Source organism: Azospirillum sp. ST 5-10, assembly GCF_051225715.1.
Lineage (GTDB): Bacteria > Pseudomonadota > Alphaproteobacteria > Azospirillales > Azospirillaceae > Azospirillum.
In genome coordinates, this window is the sequence record NZ_JBPJSP010000032.1 from 42,633 (window position 1) to 58,086 (window position 15,454).

General features: G+C 71.1%; 15 protein-coding genes. 8 read left to right on the top strand and 7 right to left on the bottom strand.

The annotated features are described in order from the left end of the window. Nucleotides 1-86: 86 nt before the first annotated feature. On the bottom strand, nt 87-2,513 hold the full coding sequence (locus tag ACSBPG_RS26260) for a putative bifunctional diguanylate cyclase/phosphodiesterase (protein WP_435540198.1): 2,427 nt from the start codon (nt 2,511-2,513) through the stop codon (nt 87-89). A gap of 477 nt (nt 2,514-2,990) precedes the next feature. Between ACSBPG_RS26260 and ACSBPG_RS26265 the strand changes: the two genes are divergently transcribed. The 8 genes from ACSBPG_RS26265 (at nt 2,991) to ACSBPG_RS26300 (ending at nt 9,859) form a co-directional block, all read left to right on the top strand. Continuing rightward, nucleotides 2,991-4,337, top strand: coding sequence for an alanine racemase (locus ACSBPG_RS26265; protein ID WP_435540199.1), 1,347 nt, complete (start codon nt 2,991-2,993; stop codon nt 4,335-4,337). A gap of 21 nt (nt 4,338-4,358) precedes the next feature. Beyond that, on the top strand, nt 4,359-5,027 hold the full coding sequence (locus tag ACSBPG_RS26270; RefSeq protein WP_435540200.1) for an amino acid ABC transporter permease: 669 nt from the start codon (nt 4,359-4,361) through the stop codon (nt 5,025-5,027). 14 nt (nt 5,028-5,041) lie between these two features. Then, entirely contained in the window at nt 5,042-5,692 is a 651-nt protein-coding gene (locus tag ACSBPG_RS26275; protein ID WP_435540201.1) for an amino acid ABC transporter permease, read from the top strand. Next, on the top strand, nt 5,679-6,407 hold the full coding sequence (locus tag ACSBPG_RS26280; protein WP_435540202.1) for an amino acid ABC transporter ATP-binding protein: 729 nt from the start codon (nt 5,679-5,681) through the stop codon (nt 6,405-6,407). Before ACSBPG_RS26275 ends, ACSBPG_RS26280 begins: the two co-directional genes overlap by 14 nt. A gap of 46 nt (nt 6,408-6,453) precedes the next feature. Beyond that, nucleotides 6,454-7,257 carry a transporter substrate-binding domain-containing protein gene (locus ACSBPG_RS26285; RefSeq protein ID WP_435540203.1) on the top strand — a complete coding sequence of 268 codons (804 nt, stop codon included), beginning with the start codon at nt 6,454-6,456 and terminating at the stop codon, nt 7,255-7,257. A gap of 41 nt (nt 7,258-7,298) precedes the next feature. Beyond that, on the top strand, nt 7,299-7,643 hold the full coding sequence (locus ACSBPG_RS26290; RefSeq protein WP_435540204.1) for a RidA family protein: 345 nt from the start codon (nt 7,299-7,301) through the stop codon (nt 7,641-7,643). Between the two features lie 67 nt (nt 7,644-7,710). Continuing rightward, nucleotides 7,711-8,745 (top strand): deacylase, encoded by a 1,035-nt coding sequence (locus tag ACSBPG_RS26295; RefSeq protein WP_435540205.1) that lies wholly within the window; start codon nt 7,711-7,713, stop codon nt 8,743-8,745. A 19-nt stretch (nt 8,746-8,764) separates the two neighbouring features. After that, nucleotides 8,765-9,859, top strand: coding sequence for a LacI family DNA-binding transcriptional regulator (locus tag ACSBPG_RS26300; RefSeq protein WP_435540206.1), 1,095 nt, complete (start codon nt 8,765-8,767; stop codon nt 9,857-9,859). Between the two features lie 19 nt (nt 9,860-9,878). On the opposite strand, the gene ACSBPG_RS26305 is transcribed toward ACSBPG_RS26300, so the two are convergent. From ACSBPG_RS26305 to urtB, 6 genes are all read right to left on the bottom strand, one after another. Continuing rightward, nucleotides 9,879-10,235 carry an FmdB family zinc ribbon protein gene (locus tag ACSBPG_RS26305; RefSeq protein WP_435540207.1) on the bottom strand — a complete coding sequence of 119 codons (357 nt, stop codon included), beginning with the start codon at nt 10,233-10,235 and terminating at the stop codon, nt 9,879-9,881. Nucleotides 10,236-10,312: 77 nt separating this feature from the next. Continuing rightward, entirely contained in the window at nt 10,313-11,542 is a 1,230-nt protein-coding gene (gene fmdA, locus ACSBPG_RS26310; RefSeq protein WP_435540208.1) for a formamidase, read from the bottom strand. Between the two features lie 117 nt (nt 11,543-11,659). Then, nucleotides 11,660-12,349 (bottom strand): urea ABC transporter ATP-binding subunit UrtE, encoded by a 690-nt coding sequence (gene urtE, locus ACSBPG_RS26315; protein ID WP_435540209.1) that lies wholly within the window; start codon nt 12,347-12,349, stop codon nt 11,660-11,662. A gap of 124 nt (nt 12,350-12,473) precedes the next feature. Then, nucleotides 12,474-13,268, bottom strand: coding sequence for an urea ABC transporter ATP-binding protein UrtD (gene urtD, locus ACSBPG_RS26320; protein ID WP_435540210.1), 795 nt, complete (start codon nt 13,266-13,268; stop codon nt 12,474-12,476). A gap of 9 nt (nt 13,269-13,277) precedes the next feature. Next, a complete protein-coding gene (gene urtC / locus ACSBPG_RS26325) occupies nt 13,278-14,405 on the bottom strand; it encodes an urea ABC transporter permease subunit UrtC (protein WP_435540211.1) in 1,128 nt (375 codons plus the stop codon). Nucleotides 14,406-14,409: 4 nt separating this feature from the next. Further along, nucleotides 14,410-15,333, bottom strand: a complete 924-nt coding sequence (gene urtB, locus ACSBPG_RS26330; protein WP_435540212.1) for an urea ABC transporter permease subunit UrtB — start codon at nt 15,331-15,333, stop codon at nt 14,410-14,412. Between the last annotated feature and the right edge of the window lie 121 nt (nt 15,334-15,454).

The following is a 15,454-nucleotide window of genomic DNA, read 5'->3' on the forward strand; positions in this document are numbered from 1 at the left end:
GCCTCATCTTTGTGCAGTCAGGGCCGCCGCTGCGGAAATTGTCAACAATCGGGGGTAACCCTGTCGACGAAGCGGCGCCCCGGCCGTCAGGCGGCGGCGGCGCCCGACCGTCGGCCGCAGACGCCGGCGCCGCGACGCCCGGCCACCCAGGCTTCCAGCTCGGCGAGCGGCATGGGGCGGGCGATGTGAAAGCCCTGGATCAGGTCGCATCCGCTCTCCTTCAGGAAGGTCACGTGCTCCGGGCATTCCACGCCCTCGGCCACCACCGTCAGGTCGAGCGCCTTGGCCAGGCGGATGATCAGGCGGACGATCTCGGCGTTGCGGTTGCCGAGGCGGACGCCGTCGAGGAAGCTGCGGTCGATCTTGATGCTGTCGATGTCGAGCTGGCGCAGATGGGCCAGGCTGGAGTAGCCGGTGCCGAAATCGTCCAGCGCCACCACCACGCCGAGCGACCGCAGGCGGTTCAGGGTGGCGAACGCACGGTCGGTGTCGGCGAGCACGGCGGTTTCGGTCACCTCGATCTCCAGCCGGGTGGGGTCGACGCGGTGGGCGTGGGTGAGGCGCTCGATCTGCCCGACGAGATCGCCACGGGTGACCTGGGTGGCGGCGACGTTCACGGCGACGCTGAGCGGGCCGAGCCGTTCGTCGTCCCAGCCGGCGATGGTGCGGCAGGCCTCCTCCAGCACCCAGGCCCCGATCGGTTCGATCAGCCCGGTCTCCTCGGCGAGCGGGATGAACTCGGCGGGCGAGACCGATCCGCATTCCGGATGCTGCCAGCGGACCAGCGCCTCGACGCCGCGCACGCGGCCGGTGGCGAGGCAGAGCTTGGGCTGATAGACCAGGGTGAGGGCCTGCTCCTGGACGGCGCGGCGCAGGGCGGTCTCCAGCTCCAGGCGCCGTGCCGCGGCGTCGCTCATCGCCGCGCTGAACTGGCGCACCGTGTGGCGGCCGGCGGCCTTGGCCGCGTACATCGCGGCGTCGGCGCTCTTCAGAAGCGTCGAAGCATCCGCCCCGTCGTCGGGGAACAGGGCGATACCGATGGACAGGCCGAGGTGCAGGTCCTGGCCGCGCACGGACACCGGGGCCGCGAAGGCGGCCAGCAGACGCTGCGCGGTGTGGTGGGCGTCCCCCGGGGCGGCGAGGTTCTCGGCGATGATGACGAATTCGTCGCCGCCCATGCGGGCGACGACGTCCGACCGGCGGACGATGCGCCGGATGCGGGTCGCCACTTCCACCAGCAGCTCGTCGCCGGCCGCGTGGCCCAGCGTGTCGTTGACCATCTTGAAGCGGTCGAGATCGAGGAACAGCAGGGCCATCATGCGCCCCTCCCGCGCCGCACGGTCGACCGCTTCGGCGGCGCGCTGGGCGAACCGGGCGCGGTTGGGCAGGTGGGTCAGCGGGTCGGTGTAGGCCAGCTCCTGCACGTGAAGGTTTGACTCCTCCAGCTCCCGGGTGCGCTCCAGGACACGCTGCTCCAGCGCCTGCTCGCTGTCGCGCAGGCGGGCGTTGGCGGCGGCGAGGGCGGCGCGGGTGCGGTGCTGGCGCCAGATCGTCGCCGCCAGGCCGGCGGCGAACAGCACGACGACCGCGGATCCGGCGGCGGCGGCGCCCACCAGGAAGGTCGCCCGCTCCTGCACCGGCGCGAGCAGCTCCTCGACCGTGAGGTGGACGGCGGCGATCAAGGGAATGCCCGGCATCCGCCGGTAGGCGGTCACGGTGGCGTGGCCCGCGACCGTCATCGGGACGACGGCGATGCCCGGCCGTTCCGGATCGACCAGGGCGGTGTCGGCCGGGATCTGCCGGCCCAGCCACGTCTTCTGCACCGTCGCGTCGTGGCGTGCCTGCAGAAGGCGGATGATGCGGTCGCGGCCGACGAGCGAGACGAATCCGTGGTCGCCGATCGGCAGGTCTTGCGCCAGCTCGACGAAGACGAAGGGATCGACCGCGAACAGCAGGATGCCGGCGAATGCGCCGTCGGCGCTCTCGATGCGGCGGGTGAACTGGACGGACCAGCGGTCGGAGAACCGGCCCAGCATCGGCTCGCTGACGAACAGCCGGTCGCTGGTGCCCGCCGCCGCCCACTCCCGGTGGGCCCGGAAATAGGAGCGGTCCGCCACGCTCCTGCCGGTGGAGACGGGAAGCGTCGAATCGATCAGGCGGCCGTGAGCGTCGATGATCGCCATCTGGATGAGGGCGTGGTCGAGAAGGGGGCGTTTCAGCGTCGCCAGCCGGCCGGGACGAAGGCCGGGCGGCGCGCCCACCGCGTCGCGGACCTCGACGAGGTCGTGGTCGAGCCGGTTGAAGCGGTCGGCCAGCCGCGCTTCGAAGGCGCGCGCCAAGTCGGCGGCCTTGCGCTGGCCGAGTTCGATCGCGGTCGACCGCTCATGATTGATCTCATGCAGGACGGCTCCCCACAGGCAGGCGAGCATGACGGCCGCGAACGCCATGATCAGCGCCACGGCGCGCCTCAGGCACGCGCATCCGTCCGACAGGAATTCGGCGTCCTTACCCATCCGCAAGACCTATGCCCAACTTGAGAGGTCAGGTATAGGTCTAACGGCGGGTTTGTTGAAATTTTATGAAGAGAGGCTGTTGCCGTGCGCGGTCGCCGCGACGAGCAAAGATATCAGGCGGTCCGGGTCCATATTGATGCTGCCAGGAACAACAAAAGTACGGCCGGCAATACGAAGATGTCGTGCGGTGGCGGCGATCCGGAAAGATCTCGTCGGCTGCCGCGACCGTGTCGCGGCCCCTGATATTCTCCGGCGCCGGCGGCGGCGATGCCCTCGTCAGCGCCGCAGCACGCATCGGCGCGTCGTCGGAACGCGTCGCCCGCCGCCGCCCGCCGCGCCGGCGGAGACGGCCGTGGTGCGAGCGAACGAATGGACTTTCACCGATGACAACGTTGCCATTGGTGAAAACCGCTGTTATGGTAACGTTGTCATTCGCACTTCGCGGCACCCGTCCCCATTTCGGCAGGCCAGATCCCGATGAGCGCCTTTCTCGACTCTCTGCTCGACAGCACCCTCGACGACGGCGTCCGGGGCGTTCCGCCCGGCACCGCGCCCGTGCGCCTGCGCGACGTCGGTGCGGCGGGCTGGTGCCCGGCGTCGGGGAACATGCCGCTGCCGGTGCTGACCCTCGACGAGGCGGCCTTCGCCGGCAACCGCGACCGGATGTTCGCCTACGCGCGCCGCCACGGCGTGGCGCTCGCCCCGCACGCCAAGACACCGATGGCGCCGCAGCTCGCCGCCGATCTGGTCGCCGCCGGCGCCTGGGGCGCCACGGTCGCCAACCTGCAGCAGGCGGCCGTCCTGCTCAGGGCCGGGGTGACGCGGCTGATCCTCGCCAACGAGATCGGCGGACGGGCCAGCGGCGAGCGTCTCGGCGCCCTGCTGGAGGCCCATCCCGGCGGCGACGTCCGTGCCTTCGCCGATTCCCCGGCCGCCGTCGAGGCGCTGGCCGTCGCCGCCGGGCGGGCCGGGCGCGACGCCCTGCCGGTGCTGGTCGAGGTCGGCGCCGGGCGCGCCGGGGCGCGCGACCGGGCGGCGGCGGAGGCGGTGATCGAGGCGGTGCGCCGGACGCGCGGACGCCTCGTGCTCGACGGGGTGGCCACCTACGAGGGCGCGGCGGCGAGCGCCGACCCGGCGGCCACCGCCGCGGCCATCGCCGCGCTCATGGACCTCACCGCCGACGTCTTCGCCCTGGTGCGCGCCGCCGAACCGCGCCGGCACCTCCTCGTCACGGCGGGCGGCTCCGCCTTCTTCGACCTGGTGGTCGGCGGCCTCGCCCCGGTGGCCCGCGCCGACGGCAACGCCACCGTGGTGCTGCGCGGCGGCGCCATCTTCTTCCACGACCACGGCGTCTACGCCCGGGCGCTGGGGGCGATGGACGGCCGCGGCGGCTTCGCGTCCGGCGGCGAGCCGGCGGCCACCGCCTTCCGCCCGGCCCTGCGGCTGTGGGCGGAGGTGCTCTCGCGCCCCGAGCCGGGCCTCGCCGTCTGCGGCTTCGGCATGCGCGACGCCTCCTTCGACCAGGACCTGCCGCAGCCGCTGCGCGTCCACCGCGACGGCGTCGCCCTGGATGGCGTCGCCCTTGACGGGCCCGCCTCGAACGGGACCGCCTCGAACGGAGGCGGCGCGGCCGGGCTGGCGGTGACCCGGCTCAACGACCAGCACGCCTTCCTGGCCGTGCCGGCGGGCCATCCGCTGGCGGTCGGCGACGTCGTGGAGTTCGGCATCTCCCACCCCTGCACCTGCCTCGACCGCTGGCGGGTGGTGTTCGGCCTCGACGCGGCCGGCCGGGTCCGGACCGCCTACCGGACCTTCTTCGGCTGACCGGCGCGGGGACCGGCCGACATGACGAACCTGAACTTCAACCAGCTCTGGCGCTACCAGGACCAGTTCATCGACGGCACCGTGCTGACCCTGGTGCTGACCCTGGCCTCGGCGGCCATCGGGGTGGCCATCGGCGTGGCCGGCGCCGTCCTGGTGCGCGGCGGGCCGCGGCCGGTGCGCTGGGCGATCCGCGCCTACATTGAGGTGATCCGCAACACGCCGTCGCTGATCCAGCTCTTCATCGTCTTCTTCGTGCTGCCGAACTTCGGCCTGAAGCTGTCGTCCTTCGCGGCGGCGGTGATCGCGCTCGGCATCTATTTCGGCTCCTACTGCATCGAGATCTTCCGCGCCGGGCTCGACTCCGTCCCGCGCAGCCAGGTCGAGGCCGGCCAGTGCCTCGGCCTGACGGGGTGGGAGGTGTTCCGCCACGTCGTCCTGCCGCCGGCCCTGCGCTGCGTCTACCCGGCCTTCACCAGCCAGTTCGTCCTGCTGCTCCTCGGCACCTCGCTGGCGTCGCAGGTCTCCGCGGAGGAGCTGTTCCACACCGCCGGCTTCGTCGAGAGCCGGACCTACCGCAGCTTCGAGGTCTACGCCGTGGTCTGCGGCATCTACTTCGCCCTCGTTATGGCCTTCAAGGCGCTGTTCGCCGCCCTGGCGCACGCCGTCTTCCGCTGGCCCGTGGGACGCTGAGAGGGAGAGCCGGCATGCGTTCCTTTTCCACCGCCGACCTCCTGTCGCTGTTCGCAGCGCTGCAATGGACGGTCGCCCTCGTCGCCATCGCCCTGGCCTTCGGCGGTCCGCTGGCCCTCGCCCTTGCCCTGATGCGGACGAGCGGCAGCCGGGCGCTGCGGTGGCTGGCGACGGGGTTCCTGCAGCTCGTCCAGGGCGTGCCCCTGCTCGGCCTCCTGTTCTTCTTCTATTTCGGGGTGCCGGTGTTCCTCGGTCTGCAGGTGCCGCCCCTCGTCGCCGTCGGCATCGCCTTCACCGTCTACACCGCCGCCTTCCTCGGCGAGATCTGGCGCGGCGGCATCCAGGCGGTGAAGCAGGAGCAGTGGGAGGCGGCGGCCTGCCTCGGCCTCTCGGCCTGGCAGCAGTTCCGTCACGTGGTGGCGCCCCAGGCCTTCCGCATGGCGCTGCCGCCCACCGTCGGCTTCCTGGTCCAGCTCATCAAGGGCACGTCGCTGGCGTCCATCGTCGGCTTCGTCGAGCTGGCCCGCGCCGGCCAGCTCGCCAGCGCCGCCACGTTCCAGCCGCTGCTCGTCTATTCCGTCGTCGCGGCGATCTACTTCGCCGCCTGCCTGCCGCTCACGCTGTGGTCGCGTTCCCTGGAGGCCCGTCTCAATGGCGCTCGTTGACATCCGCAACGTCTGCAAGAGCTTCGGCTCCGTCCCGGTGCTGAAGGGCGTCTCGCTCGAGGTGAACGAGGGCGAGATCGTCACCATCATCGGCCGCTCGGGCTCGGGCAAGTCGACGCTCCTGCGCTGCATCAACGCGCTGGAGCGCGTCGACAGCGGCGAGATCCTCGTCGAGGGGCAGGCGGTGCGGACCGACATGGCGAACCTGCGCCAGTTCCGCCAGCGCGTCGGCATCGTCTTCCAGGCGTTCAACCTGTTCCCGCACCTGACGGTTGAGCGCAACATCACCCTGGCCCCGGTGCTCACCGGGAAGGTCGCCAAGGGCGAGGGCCGGGCGCTGGCGCTCGACGTGCTGGCGCGCGTCGGCCTCGCCGACAAGGTCGACGCCCACCCGAGCCAGCTCTCCGGCGGCCAGCAGCAGCGCGTCGCCATCGCCCGCTGCCTCGCCATGGCGCCGCACCTCATGCTGTTCGACGAGGTGACCTCGGCCCTCGACCCCGAACTCGTCGGCGAGGTGCTCAAGGTCATGGAGGACATGGCCCGCCAGGGCATGACCATGATCCTCGTCACCCACGAGATGGCGTTCGCGCGCGACGTCGCGACCAAGCTCGTCTTCATGCACCAGGGGCGCGTCTGGGAGGAGGGCCCGCCGGCCGAGCTCTTCGCCAACCCGCGCACGCCCGAGCTCAGGAGCTTCATCGGCTCGGTGAAGTAGGCCCGCCGCACAGGGCCGGACAACGAACGAACAGAGGAGCAGTTTCATGACACGGTTTCGCAACCTGGTCGCCGCCGCGCTGACCTGTGCCATCGTCGCCCTTCCCGTCGTCGCTCTCCCCGGGGCCGCCAGGGCCGACAAGCTGCAGGACGTGCTCGACGCCGGCAGCCTGCGCGTCGGCGTGCTGCTGGACGCCGCCCCCTGGGGCTTCAAGAACGCTAAGGGCGAGGCGAGCGGCCTCGACGTCGACCTCGCCAAGCTGATGGCGGCCGACATGGGCGTGACCCTGGAGCTGGTGCCGGTGACCGGGGCCAACCGCATCCCCAGCCTGCTCGCCGACAAGATCGACGTGCTGATCGCCGCCGCCGGCGCCACCTCCGAACGCGCCCTGCAGGTGATGTTCTCGCAGCCCTACGCGGCCGTGAACCTCGGCGTGTACGGCCCGGCGAGCATGGCCGCCACCAAGGACCCGGCCGACCTCAAGGGCCACAGCGTCGGCGTCGCCAAGGGATCGACCCTGGACGTCTGGCTGACCGACAACGCCAAGGGCGTCAACCTCGTGCGCTTCGAGGACACGCCGGCCGCCATCGCCGCCTACCTCGCCGGGCAGGTCGAGACCTTCGCCGAGAACAGCGCCATCGCCCTCAAGGTGGCCGAGGACAACCCGGGCAAGGAGGTCGGGCTGAAGTTCCTCATCCGCCAGTCGCCGGCCCACGCCGCCGTGCGCCAGGGCGAGCAGAACCTCCTCAACTGGATCAACACCTTCCTCTTCCAGAACCGGCTGAACGGCAAGCTCGCCGCCATCCAGCTCACGTGGTTCAAGGAAGCCCAGACGCTGCCGCACATGTGAGGCGGACAGCGCGACCGAGTGCAATCGAAAAGGGATCACCGATGATCAAGAGGTTCCAGGTCGGCACGCGCATGAGCCAGGCCGTCGTCTGCCACGGCATGGTGCACATCGCCGGCCAGGTGGCCGACGACCGCAAGGCGTCGCTCCAGGGCCAGACGCGCGACGTGCTGGCGAAGATCGACGCCCTGCTGCGCGAGGCGGGGACGGACCGCTCCAAGCTCGTCGCCGTCAACGTCTTCCTGCCCAACATCACCGACTTCGACGCGATGAACGAGGTCTACGACGCGTGGATCGATCCGGCCAACCCGCCGGCGCGGGCCTGCGTCGAGGCGCGGCTCGCCGATCCCGACCTGCGTGTCGAGATGACGGCGATCGCCGCTCTGTGAGCGGCCCCTTTCCGGCAGGACGGTGGCGGCGCGATGGGCGCGCCGCCGCGGCTAGAAGGTTTCAGGAATGCACACTGGCCTGTTCCACGCGCTCGATTTCGCCGCCGAGGGGAAGGCGCTGAGCTATCTCAGCGTTCCCGTCTCGGTCGACCGCTCGCCCTACTACCAGGTGAAGGTTCCGGTCTGCCGCATCCGCAACGGCGCCGGGCCGCGCGTCCTCCTGATGGCGGGCAACCACGGCGACGAGTACGAGGGCGAACTCCTCCTCGGGCGGCTGTTCCGCCGTCTCGAGGCACACGCCGTCCGGGGCGAGGTGACCATCCTGCCGCTCACCAACGCGCCGGCCGTCATGGCGGCGCGGCGCTGCTCGCCGCTCGACGGCGGCAACCTCAACCGCGCCTTCCCGGGCGACGCCGGCGGCCCGCCGACGGCCCGGCTGGCGCACTTCCTCGAACACGAGCTGTTCCCGCGCCACGACGTGGTGTTCGACCTGCACGCCGGCGGCACCTCCATGGCGCATCTGCCCTGCGCGCTCATCGAACGCCAGGGCACTCCGGACCGCCTGGCGCAGGCGCTCGACCTGATGCGGCGGCTCGGCATGCCGTACGGCTTCGTGGCCGAGAACGGCGCCCAGGCGCCCACTTCCATGGCGGCGGCGGCCCGCGCCGGCGCCATCGGCATCAGCGGCGAGTTCGGCGGCGGCGGCGCGGTGACGCCGGCGACCATGGCGGCCGCGGCGCGGGCGATCGACAACCTGCTCCTGGCCCTCGGCACGATTCGGCAGCCCGTGCTCGATCCCGCGGCGCTGCCGCCGGCGCCCATGCAGTTGCTGTCGCTCGACAATCAGGAGCAGTTGATCTTCGCGCTCCGGCGCGGTTGGTTCGAGCCGGCGGTGGACCTCGGCGCGCGCGTCGCGGCGGGCGACGTCGCCGGCTGGTTCCACGACCTGACGCGCCTCGACGCGCCGGAGGAGGAGCTGCGCTTCCGCGAGGGCGGCATCGTCATCTCGCGGCGGCTGCACGCCGACAGCGAGGCCGGCGACTGCCTGATCCAGGTGGCGCGGCCGGTCGACGAGGCCGCGGTCCTGGCGCGGGCGGCGTGACGGAGAGGGGAGGGTGGGGATGAGCGACTCCGACGCGAAGCGGCGCCCGGCGACGATCGACGACGTCGTGCGCGTCACCGCGCCGGGGCCCGCCGCCCCGGCGGCGGGAGGCCGGCGCACGGCACAGCGCCCGCCGCGCATCGAGGAGGTGGCCCGGCTCGCCGGGGTGTCGCCGATCACGGTGTCGCGCGCCCTGCGCCAGCCCGCCAAGGTGGCCGAGGAGAAGCGCCGGCGCATCCTCGAGATCGTCGAGCGCACGGGCTACGCCTCCAACCCGCACGCCCGCGCCCTGCGCTCCGGCCAGTCGAGCATCGTCGCCGCCTTCGTCTCCAACATCATGAGTCAGCAGTTCTGCCTCGCCGTGCAGGGCTGCGCCGAGGTCCTGGAGCCGCACGGCTACCAGCTCATGATCGGCCAGACCTCGTACTCCTACGCCAAGGAGACGAGCATGATCCAGTCGCTGCGGGCGCTGCGGCCAGCGGCCGTCCTGTTCACCGGCGTCATCGAGATCGAGGGGAACCGGCAGGCCCTGCGCGACCTGGGCATCCCGATCATGGAGACGTGGGCCTATCCGCGCGACCCGATCGACATGCTGGTGGGGTTCTCCAACGTCGACGGCGGACGCCTGGCGGCGGAGCATCTCGCCGGGCGCGGCCACCGCCGGGTCGCCTACATCGGCCGCCGCAGCGGCCGCGGCGCCCTGCGCCTCAGCGGCTTCCGCGACGGGGCGCGGGCCGGCGGGCTCGAGATCGCCGCCGAGATCTTCGTCGACAGCGTCAACGGCGTGGCCGACGGCCGGGCGGCGCTGGGCGAGCTGCTCGCCCGCGACGGCGCGGTGGACGCCGTGTTCTGCGCCAACGACCTGCTCGCCATCGGCGCCCTCTTCGAGGCGCGGCGGCGGGGACTGGCGGTGCCGGACGGTCTCGCCATCCTCGGCTTCGGCGACAACGACATGGCCGACGAGATCGCGCCGGGCCTGACGACCGTCGGCGTCGACAGCCGCGAGCTCGGCCGCCGGGCGGGCGCGCTGCTGCTGGCCCGCCTGCAGGGCGAGACCCCCGAGCGCGCGACCGACATCCTCGACCTGACGCTGATCCAGCGCGGCAGCACCTGACGACGCGGACCGGCCGCCGTCAGTGGCTGATCATCCAGGGCCGCTTCGTCGGGAAGGCCTTGGCGCCGTCCTTGCCGGTCACCGCCGCGGAACGCAGCGCCTTGGTGCCGGAGCAGCAGGCGCAGCCGGCACCGTGCCCGGCGGCGCGCCGTTCCTTGTATTCGGCGCTGCTCATGGGGGCGTGGGCGCTGCGCTCGTTGGTCTCGACGGCGCGCCGCGTGGCGCCGGCGACGAGGCTGAAATGGGGGGCGGTGAGAATGGCGCGCGGCGCCTCGGCGCCGCAGCCGGGGCAGGGCGCCGGCTCGGCCGACCGCGACATCGGCCGCAGGTCGCTGAACGGCCCGCAGTGGGCGCAGAGATACTCGTACATCGGCATCGGCGGGCTCCCGTCTGGAACGGGCCCCCTCTCCCCCGAAGGGGGGAGAGGGGGCGTCGCGGCGTTGGGTGAAGGGATCAGAGATCGGGGGCCAGCGGCACGTAGACGGAGCCGTCGATCGCCTTGACCGGGCCGTTGGCGTTGGGACGGATGTCGAAGTCGAAGATCTCGGTGGGCAGGAACAGGGTGGCGCAGGCGTTGGGGATGTCGACGACGCCGCTGATGTGCCCCTGCACCGGGGCGGTGCCGAGGATGGCGTAGGCCTGGGCGCCGCTGTAGCCGAACTTCTTCAGGTACTCGATGGCGTTGAGGCAGGCCTGGCGGTAGGCGACGTGGACGTCGAGATAGTGCTGGGTGCCGGCCTCGTCGACCGAGATCCCCTCGAAGATGAGATGGTCGTTGTAGGTGGGGGTGATCGGGCTCGGCTTGAAGATCGGGTTCCGGATGCCGTACTTGGCGACGCCGCCCTTGATGAGGTCGACCTTCATGTGCACCCAGCCGGCCATCTCGATGGCGCCGCAGAAGGTGATCTCGCCGTCGCCCTGGCTGAAGTGCAGGTCGCCCAGCGACAGCCCGCCGCCGTCGACGTAGACCGGGAAATAGACCTTGGCGCCGCGCGACAGGTCCTTGATGTCGCAGTTGCCGCCGTGCTCGCGCGGCGGCACGGTGCGGGCCCCGGTGGCGGCCGCCGCGTCGCGCGCCTCGCCCTTGAGGCGGCCCATGTGGGCGGTCGGCGCGAAGGGCGGGTTGGCGAGCGGCGGCACGCGGGTCGGCGCCGTCTCCATCAGCGCCATTTCCCGGCTGTTCCACTTGGCCAGCAGGTCGGGCGAGGGCAGGCAGCCGATCAGGCCGGGGTGGATCAGGCCGGCGAAGCGCACCCCCGGCACGTGGCGGGAGTGGGTGTAGACGCCGGAGATGTCCCAGATCGACTTCTGCGCCAGGGGGAAGTGGTCGGTGAGGAAGCCGCCGCCGTTCTTCTTGGAGAAGAAGCCGTTGAAGCCCCAGGTCTGGCTGGGGAAGGCGCCGATGTCGAGCAGGTCGACCACCAGCAGGTCGCCGGGCTCGGCGCCCTTGACGCCGATCGGGCCGGAGAGGAAGTGGACCTGGGAGAGGTCGACGTCGCGCACGTCGGCCGCGTCGTCGTCGTTCCTGATCTGCCCGCCGGTCCAGTCGTAGCACTCGACGACGAAGTCGTCGCCGGGACTGACCCACGCCACCATCGGGATGTCCGGATGCCAGCGGTTGTGGATCATGTCGTTGTCGTAGGGCGAGCTCGCAAGGTCGATCTTGATCAGCGTTTCGGCCATCGGTGTGGTCTCCCTGTGTTCTGGTTGGGTGCCGAAGCGGGCGCCCCCATCGTCCCGCGCCGCGGGCGCCGTCCCCGCCGGTGCAAAGGGGGAGGGGCGGGGGGCAAAGAGGTTTCCTCAGACCGCGAGGTATCCGGCGACCGTCGCCTCGTCGACCTGGTCGCGGCGGTCGGCGTGGACGATGCGGCCGTTCTCGATGACGAGGATGCGGTCGGCGACGTCGAGCACGAAGCTCAGCACCTGCTCGCACACGACGATGCAGAGGTTGCGGGCGTCGCGGATCTCCCGCAGCTTGCGGGCGATCTCCTTGATGATGGAGGGCTGGATGCCCTCGGTCGGCTCGTCCAGCAGCAGGACCGACGGGTCGGTCGCCAGCGCCCGGGCGATGGCGAGCTGCTGCTGCTGGCCGCCCGACAGGTTGCCGCCGCGCCGCCCGGCGAACTCCTTCAGCACGGGGAAGAGCTCGTAGAGCTCGCCCGGCACGGCGGCGCGGCCGGTCACCACCAGCCCGGTCTCGATGTTCTCCTTCACCGTCATGGTGCCGAAGATCTGCCGGCCCTGGGGGACGTAGGCCAGCCCGCTCCTGACGCGCAGGTGGCTGGGCACGCCGGTGATGTCGCGGCCGCCGATCCGGATGGCGCCGCGGGCGGTGGGCAGCACGCCGATCAGCGACTTCATCAGGGTCGACTTGCCCATGCCGTTGCGCCCCACCACGGCGACGATCTCGCCCGGCCCGACCGCCAGGTCGATGCCGTGGAGGACCTCGCTCTGGCCGTAGCTGACGTGCAGGTCCTGGATGTCCAGCATCGGATGCCCTCCCGGAGCGGGGTCACTCCAGATGGAATCACCTGGAGTGTGAATCCCGCTCCGAATTCAAATGGTTGGAGCATGATTCGCGCGTTTGGCCGGATCGGCCAAAAGCGATCTTGCTCTAATGGCCGAGATAGACTTCGCGCACCCGCGGGTTCGCCTGCACCGTCTCCATGCTGCCCTCGGCGAGCGTCCGGCCCTGGTGCAGCACGGTGACGCGGTGGGCGATCCTCTCGACGAAGCCCATGTCGTGCTCGATCACCACCACGGCGCGGCCCGCGGTGATGCGGTTGAGGAGTTCGGCGGTGCGGGCGCGCTCGGCGACGCTCATGCCGGCGACCGGCTCGTCGAGCATCAGCAGCTCGGGGTCCTGGATCAGCAGCATGCCGATCTCCAGCCACTGCTTCTGGCCGTGGCTCAAGGTCTCGGCGCGCTGGTCGAGGTGGGCCTCCAGGAAGATGGTCTCCGCCACCTCGCGCACCCGGGCGACCACCTCGGGGCTGCGCCGGAAGCCCAGCGCGCCGAACACGCCGCGGCCGCGGGGGTAGGAGATCTCCAGGTTCTCGAACACCGTCAGGTCCTCGTAGATCGACGGGTTCTGGAACTTGCGGCCGATGCCCAGCCGCACGATCTCGTGCTCGCGCAGCTTGGTGACCTCCGTCCCCTTGAAGCGGATCGAGCCGGAGGTCGCCCTGGTGCGGCCGCAGACGAGGTCGAGCACGGTGGTCTTGCCGGCCCCGTTGGGGCCGATGATGACGCGCAGCTCGCCGCGGTCGATGTAGAGGCTGAGGTCGTTGACCGCCTTGAAGCCGTCGAAGGAGACGGTGAGCCCCTCGACCGCCAGGAGGAAGTCGGTGGCGGCGGCCGGCGCGGGTTGGGCGTTCGCGGGTTGGGCGTTGGCGGGTTGGGCGTTCATGGCGACCTCCTATTCGGCCGGACGGGTGCGCGACCCCGGGCCGGGCAGCGGCCGGCCGGCGGCCAGCCGGGCCTTGAGCGCCGGCGCCCAGTCGTGCACCAGGCCGGCGATGCCGCGGGGGAAGAAGAGGACGACGGCGATGAAGAGGCCGCCCAGGCCGAACAGCCACAGCTCCGGGAACTGCTCGGAGAAGGTGGTCTTGGCGGCGTTGACCAGCAGCGCCCCGGAGACCGCGCCGACGATCGAGAGGCGGCCGCCGACGGCGCAGAAGATCACCATCTCGATGGAGGGCACGATGCCGATGATCGAGGGCGACATGAAGCCGACCTGGAGCGTGAACATCGCCCCGCCGAGTGCGGCGAACACCGCCCCGGCGCAGAAGGCGAAGATCTTGAAGCTGGCGACGTCGTAGCCGGAGAAGCGCACCCGCTCCTCCTTGTCGCGGATCGCCACCAGGATGCGGCCGAGCTTGCTCGCCAGCATGGCGCGGGCCGCCACCATGCAGGCGAGCAGCAGGACCCCGTTGACGAAGTAGAGGACGGTCTTGGCCGCGTCGGTGCGGATGTCCCAGCCGAGCAGGGTGCGCAGGTCGGTGATGCCGTTGACGCCGCCGGTGTAGCCCTGCTGGCCGATGATCAGGATGGTGGCGACCGCCGCCAGCGCCTGGGTGATGATGGCGAAGTAGACGCCGCCGACCCGGCGCTTGAACATGGCGGCACCGATGACGTAGGCGGCCACCGCCGGCACCACGAAGAGGGACAGGACGGTCAGCGGGAAGGAGTGGAACGGCTCCCAGAACCAGGGCAGCGCGGTGATCTGGTTCCAGTCCATGAAGTCGGGGATGCCGGGGGTCGACTGGATCGCCGTGGCCTCCGGGGTCGACGCCTCGAGCTTCAGGAACATCGCCATGCAGTAGCCGCCGATGCCGAAGAACAGGCCCTGGCCGAGGCTGAGCACCCCGGTGTAGCCCCAGCACAGCACCAGGCCGATGGCGACGAAGGCGAAGGTCAGGTACTTGCCGACGAGGTTGAGGCGGAAGCCGTCCAGCGTCAGCGGGAAGACGACGAGGAGGACCAGCGCGGCGGCGGCGTAGGCGAGCAGCTCGCCGCGGCGGGCTCCCGGGACGGTGGTCGACATGGCGCTACCTCCGGACCTTGAGGACGAAGAGGCCTTGCGGGCGCAGCATCAGCAGGCCGATGACGATGAGCAGCGTGATCACCTTGGCCATCGAGCCGCTGAGGAAGAACTCGAGCGTCGACTGCGACTGCGAGATCGTCAGCGCCGAGGCGATGGTGCCGATCAGGCTCTGGGCGCCGCCGAACACGACGACCAGGAAGGTGTCGACGATGTAGAGCTGCCCCGCCGTCGGCCCGGTCGAGCCGATCATGGTGAAGGCGCTGCCGGCCACGCCGGCGACCCCGCAGCCCAGCCCGAAGGTCAGGCGGTCGATGCGCCGCGTGTCGATGCCGACCGCCCCGCTCATGGTGCGGTTGACGGTGACGGCGCGCACCTGCAGCCCCCAGCGCGAGCGGAACAGCAGGAGGAAGACGCCGACGGTGATCAGCGCCGTCAGCGCCATGACGAAGAGGCCGTTGATCTGCACCTCGATGACGTCGGTGACGGGCAGCGAGCCCATCAGCCAATCCGGCAGCTCGACGCCCACCTCGCGCGCCCCGAAGGTGGAGCGGTAGAGCTGCTGCAGCACCAGGCTGAGGCCCCAGGTCGCCAGCAGGGTGTCGAGCGGCCGGGCGTAGAGGTGGCGGATCAGCGCCCATTCCACCAGCAGGCCGAGCGCCCCCGAGGCGAGGAACGCCAGGACGATGGCGATGAAGAAGTAGGCCGGGTAGGCCCAGGGCAGGTAGGCGTGGAAGAGGTTGGCGCAGAGATAGGTGACGTAGGCCCCGAGGATCATGAACTCGCCGTGGGCCATGTTGATGACGCCCATCTGGCCGAAGATGATGGCGAGGCCGAGGGCCATGAGGACGAAGACCGAGAAGAGGATCAGTCCGGCGAAGGCCTGCATCGCGAGGATGGAGCCGAGTTCGCCGAGCGAGTATCCCATCATGGGCAGGACTCCCCCTGGAGGTGCGGTGTGCTTGCCCCCACCCTCCCCGTGGCTGCGCCACGGGTCCCCTCCCTCCCCCGCTTCGCAGGGGAGGGCCCGGATTCCCTCCCCTGCGAAGCGG

Excerpts from the sequence above, each read along its gene's own strand:
- ACSBPG_RS26280 (WP_435540202.1), top strand. The coding sequence starts at position 5,679 with ATGGCGCTCGTTGACATCCGCAACGTCTGCAAGAGCTTCGGCTCCGTC.
- urtE (WP_435540209.1), bottom strand. The coding sequence starts at position 12,349 with ATGCTGGACATCCAGGACCTGCACGTCAGCTACGGCCAGAGCGAGGTC.
- ACSBPG_RS26260 (WP_435540198.1), bottom strand. The coding sequence starts at position 2,513 with ATGGGTAAGGACGCCGAATTCCTGTCGGACGGATGCGCGTGCCTGAGG.
- ACSBPG_RS26300 (WP_435540206.1), top strand. The coding sequence starts at position 8,765 with ATGAGCGACTCCGACGCGAAGCGGCGCCCGGCGACGATCGACGACGTC.
- ACSBPG_RS26270 (WP_435540200.1), top strand. The coding sequence starts at position 4,359 with ATGACGAACCTGAACTTCAACCAGCTCTGGCGCTACCAGGACCAGTTC.
- ACSBPG_RS26275 (WP_435540201.1), top strand. The coding sequence starts at position 5,042 with ATGCGTTCCTTTTCCACCGCCGACCTCCTGTCGCTGTTCGCAGCGCTG.
- urtB (WP_435540212.1), bottom strand. The coding sequence starts at position 15,333 with ATGATGGGATACTCGCTCGGCGAACTCGGCTCCATCCTCGCGATGCAG.
- ACSBPG_RS26265 (WP_435540199.1), top strand. The coding sequence starts at position 2,991 with ATGAGCGCCTTTCTCGACTCTCTGCTCGACAGCACCCTCGACGACGGC.
- ACSBPG_RS26285 (WP_435540203.1), top strand. The coding sequence starts at position 6,454 with ATGACACGGTTTCGCAACCTGGTCGCCGCCGCGCTGACCTGTGCCATC.
- urtD (WP_435540210.1), bottom strand. The coding sequence starts at position 13,268 with ATGAACGCCCAACCCGCCAACGCCCAACCCGCGAACGCCCAACCCGCG.
- ACSBPG_RS26305 (WP_435540207.1), bottom strand. The coding sequence starts at position 10,235 with ATGCCGATGTACGAGTATCTCTGCGCCCACTGCGGGCCGTTCAGCGAC.
- urtC (WP_435540211.1), bottom strand. The coding sequence starts at position 14,405 with ATGTCGACCACCGTCCCGGGAGCCCGCCGCGGCGAGCTGCTCGCCTAC.
- fmdA (WP_435540208.1), bottom strand. The coding sequence starts at position 11,542 with ATGGCCGAAACGCTGATCAAGATCGACCTTGCGAGCTCGCCCTACGAC.
- ACSBPG_RS26295 (WP_435540205.1), top strand. The coding sequence starts at position 7,711 with ATGCACACTGGCCTGTTCCACGCGCTCGATTTCGCCGCCGAGGGGAAG.
- ACSBPG_RS26290 (WP_435540204.1), top strand. The coding sequence starts at position 7,299 with ATGATCAAGAGGTTCCAGGTCGGCACGCGCATGAGCCAGGCCGTCGTC.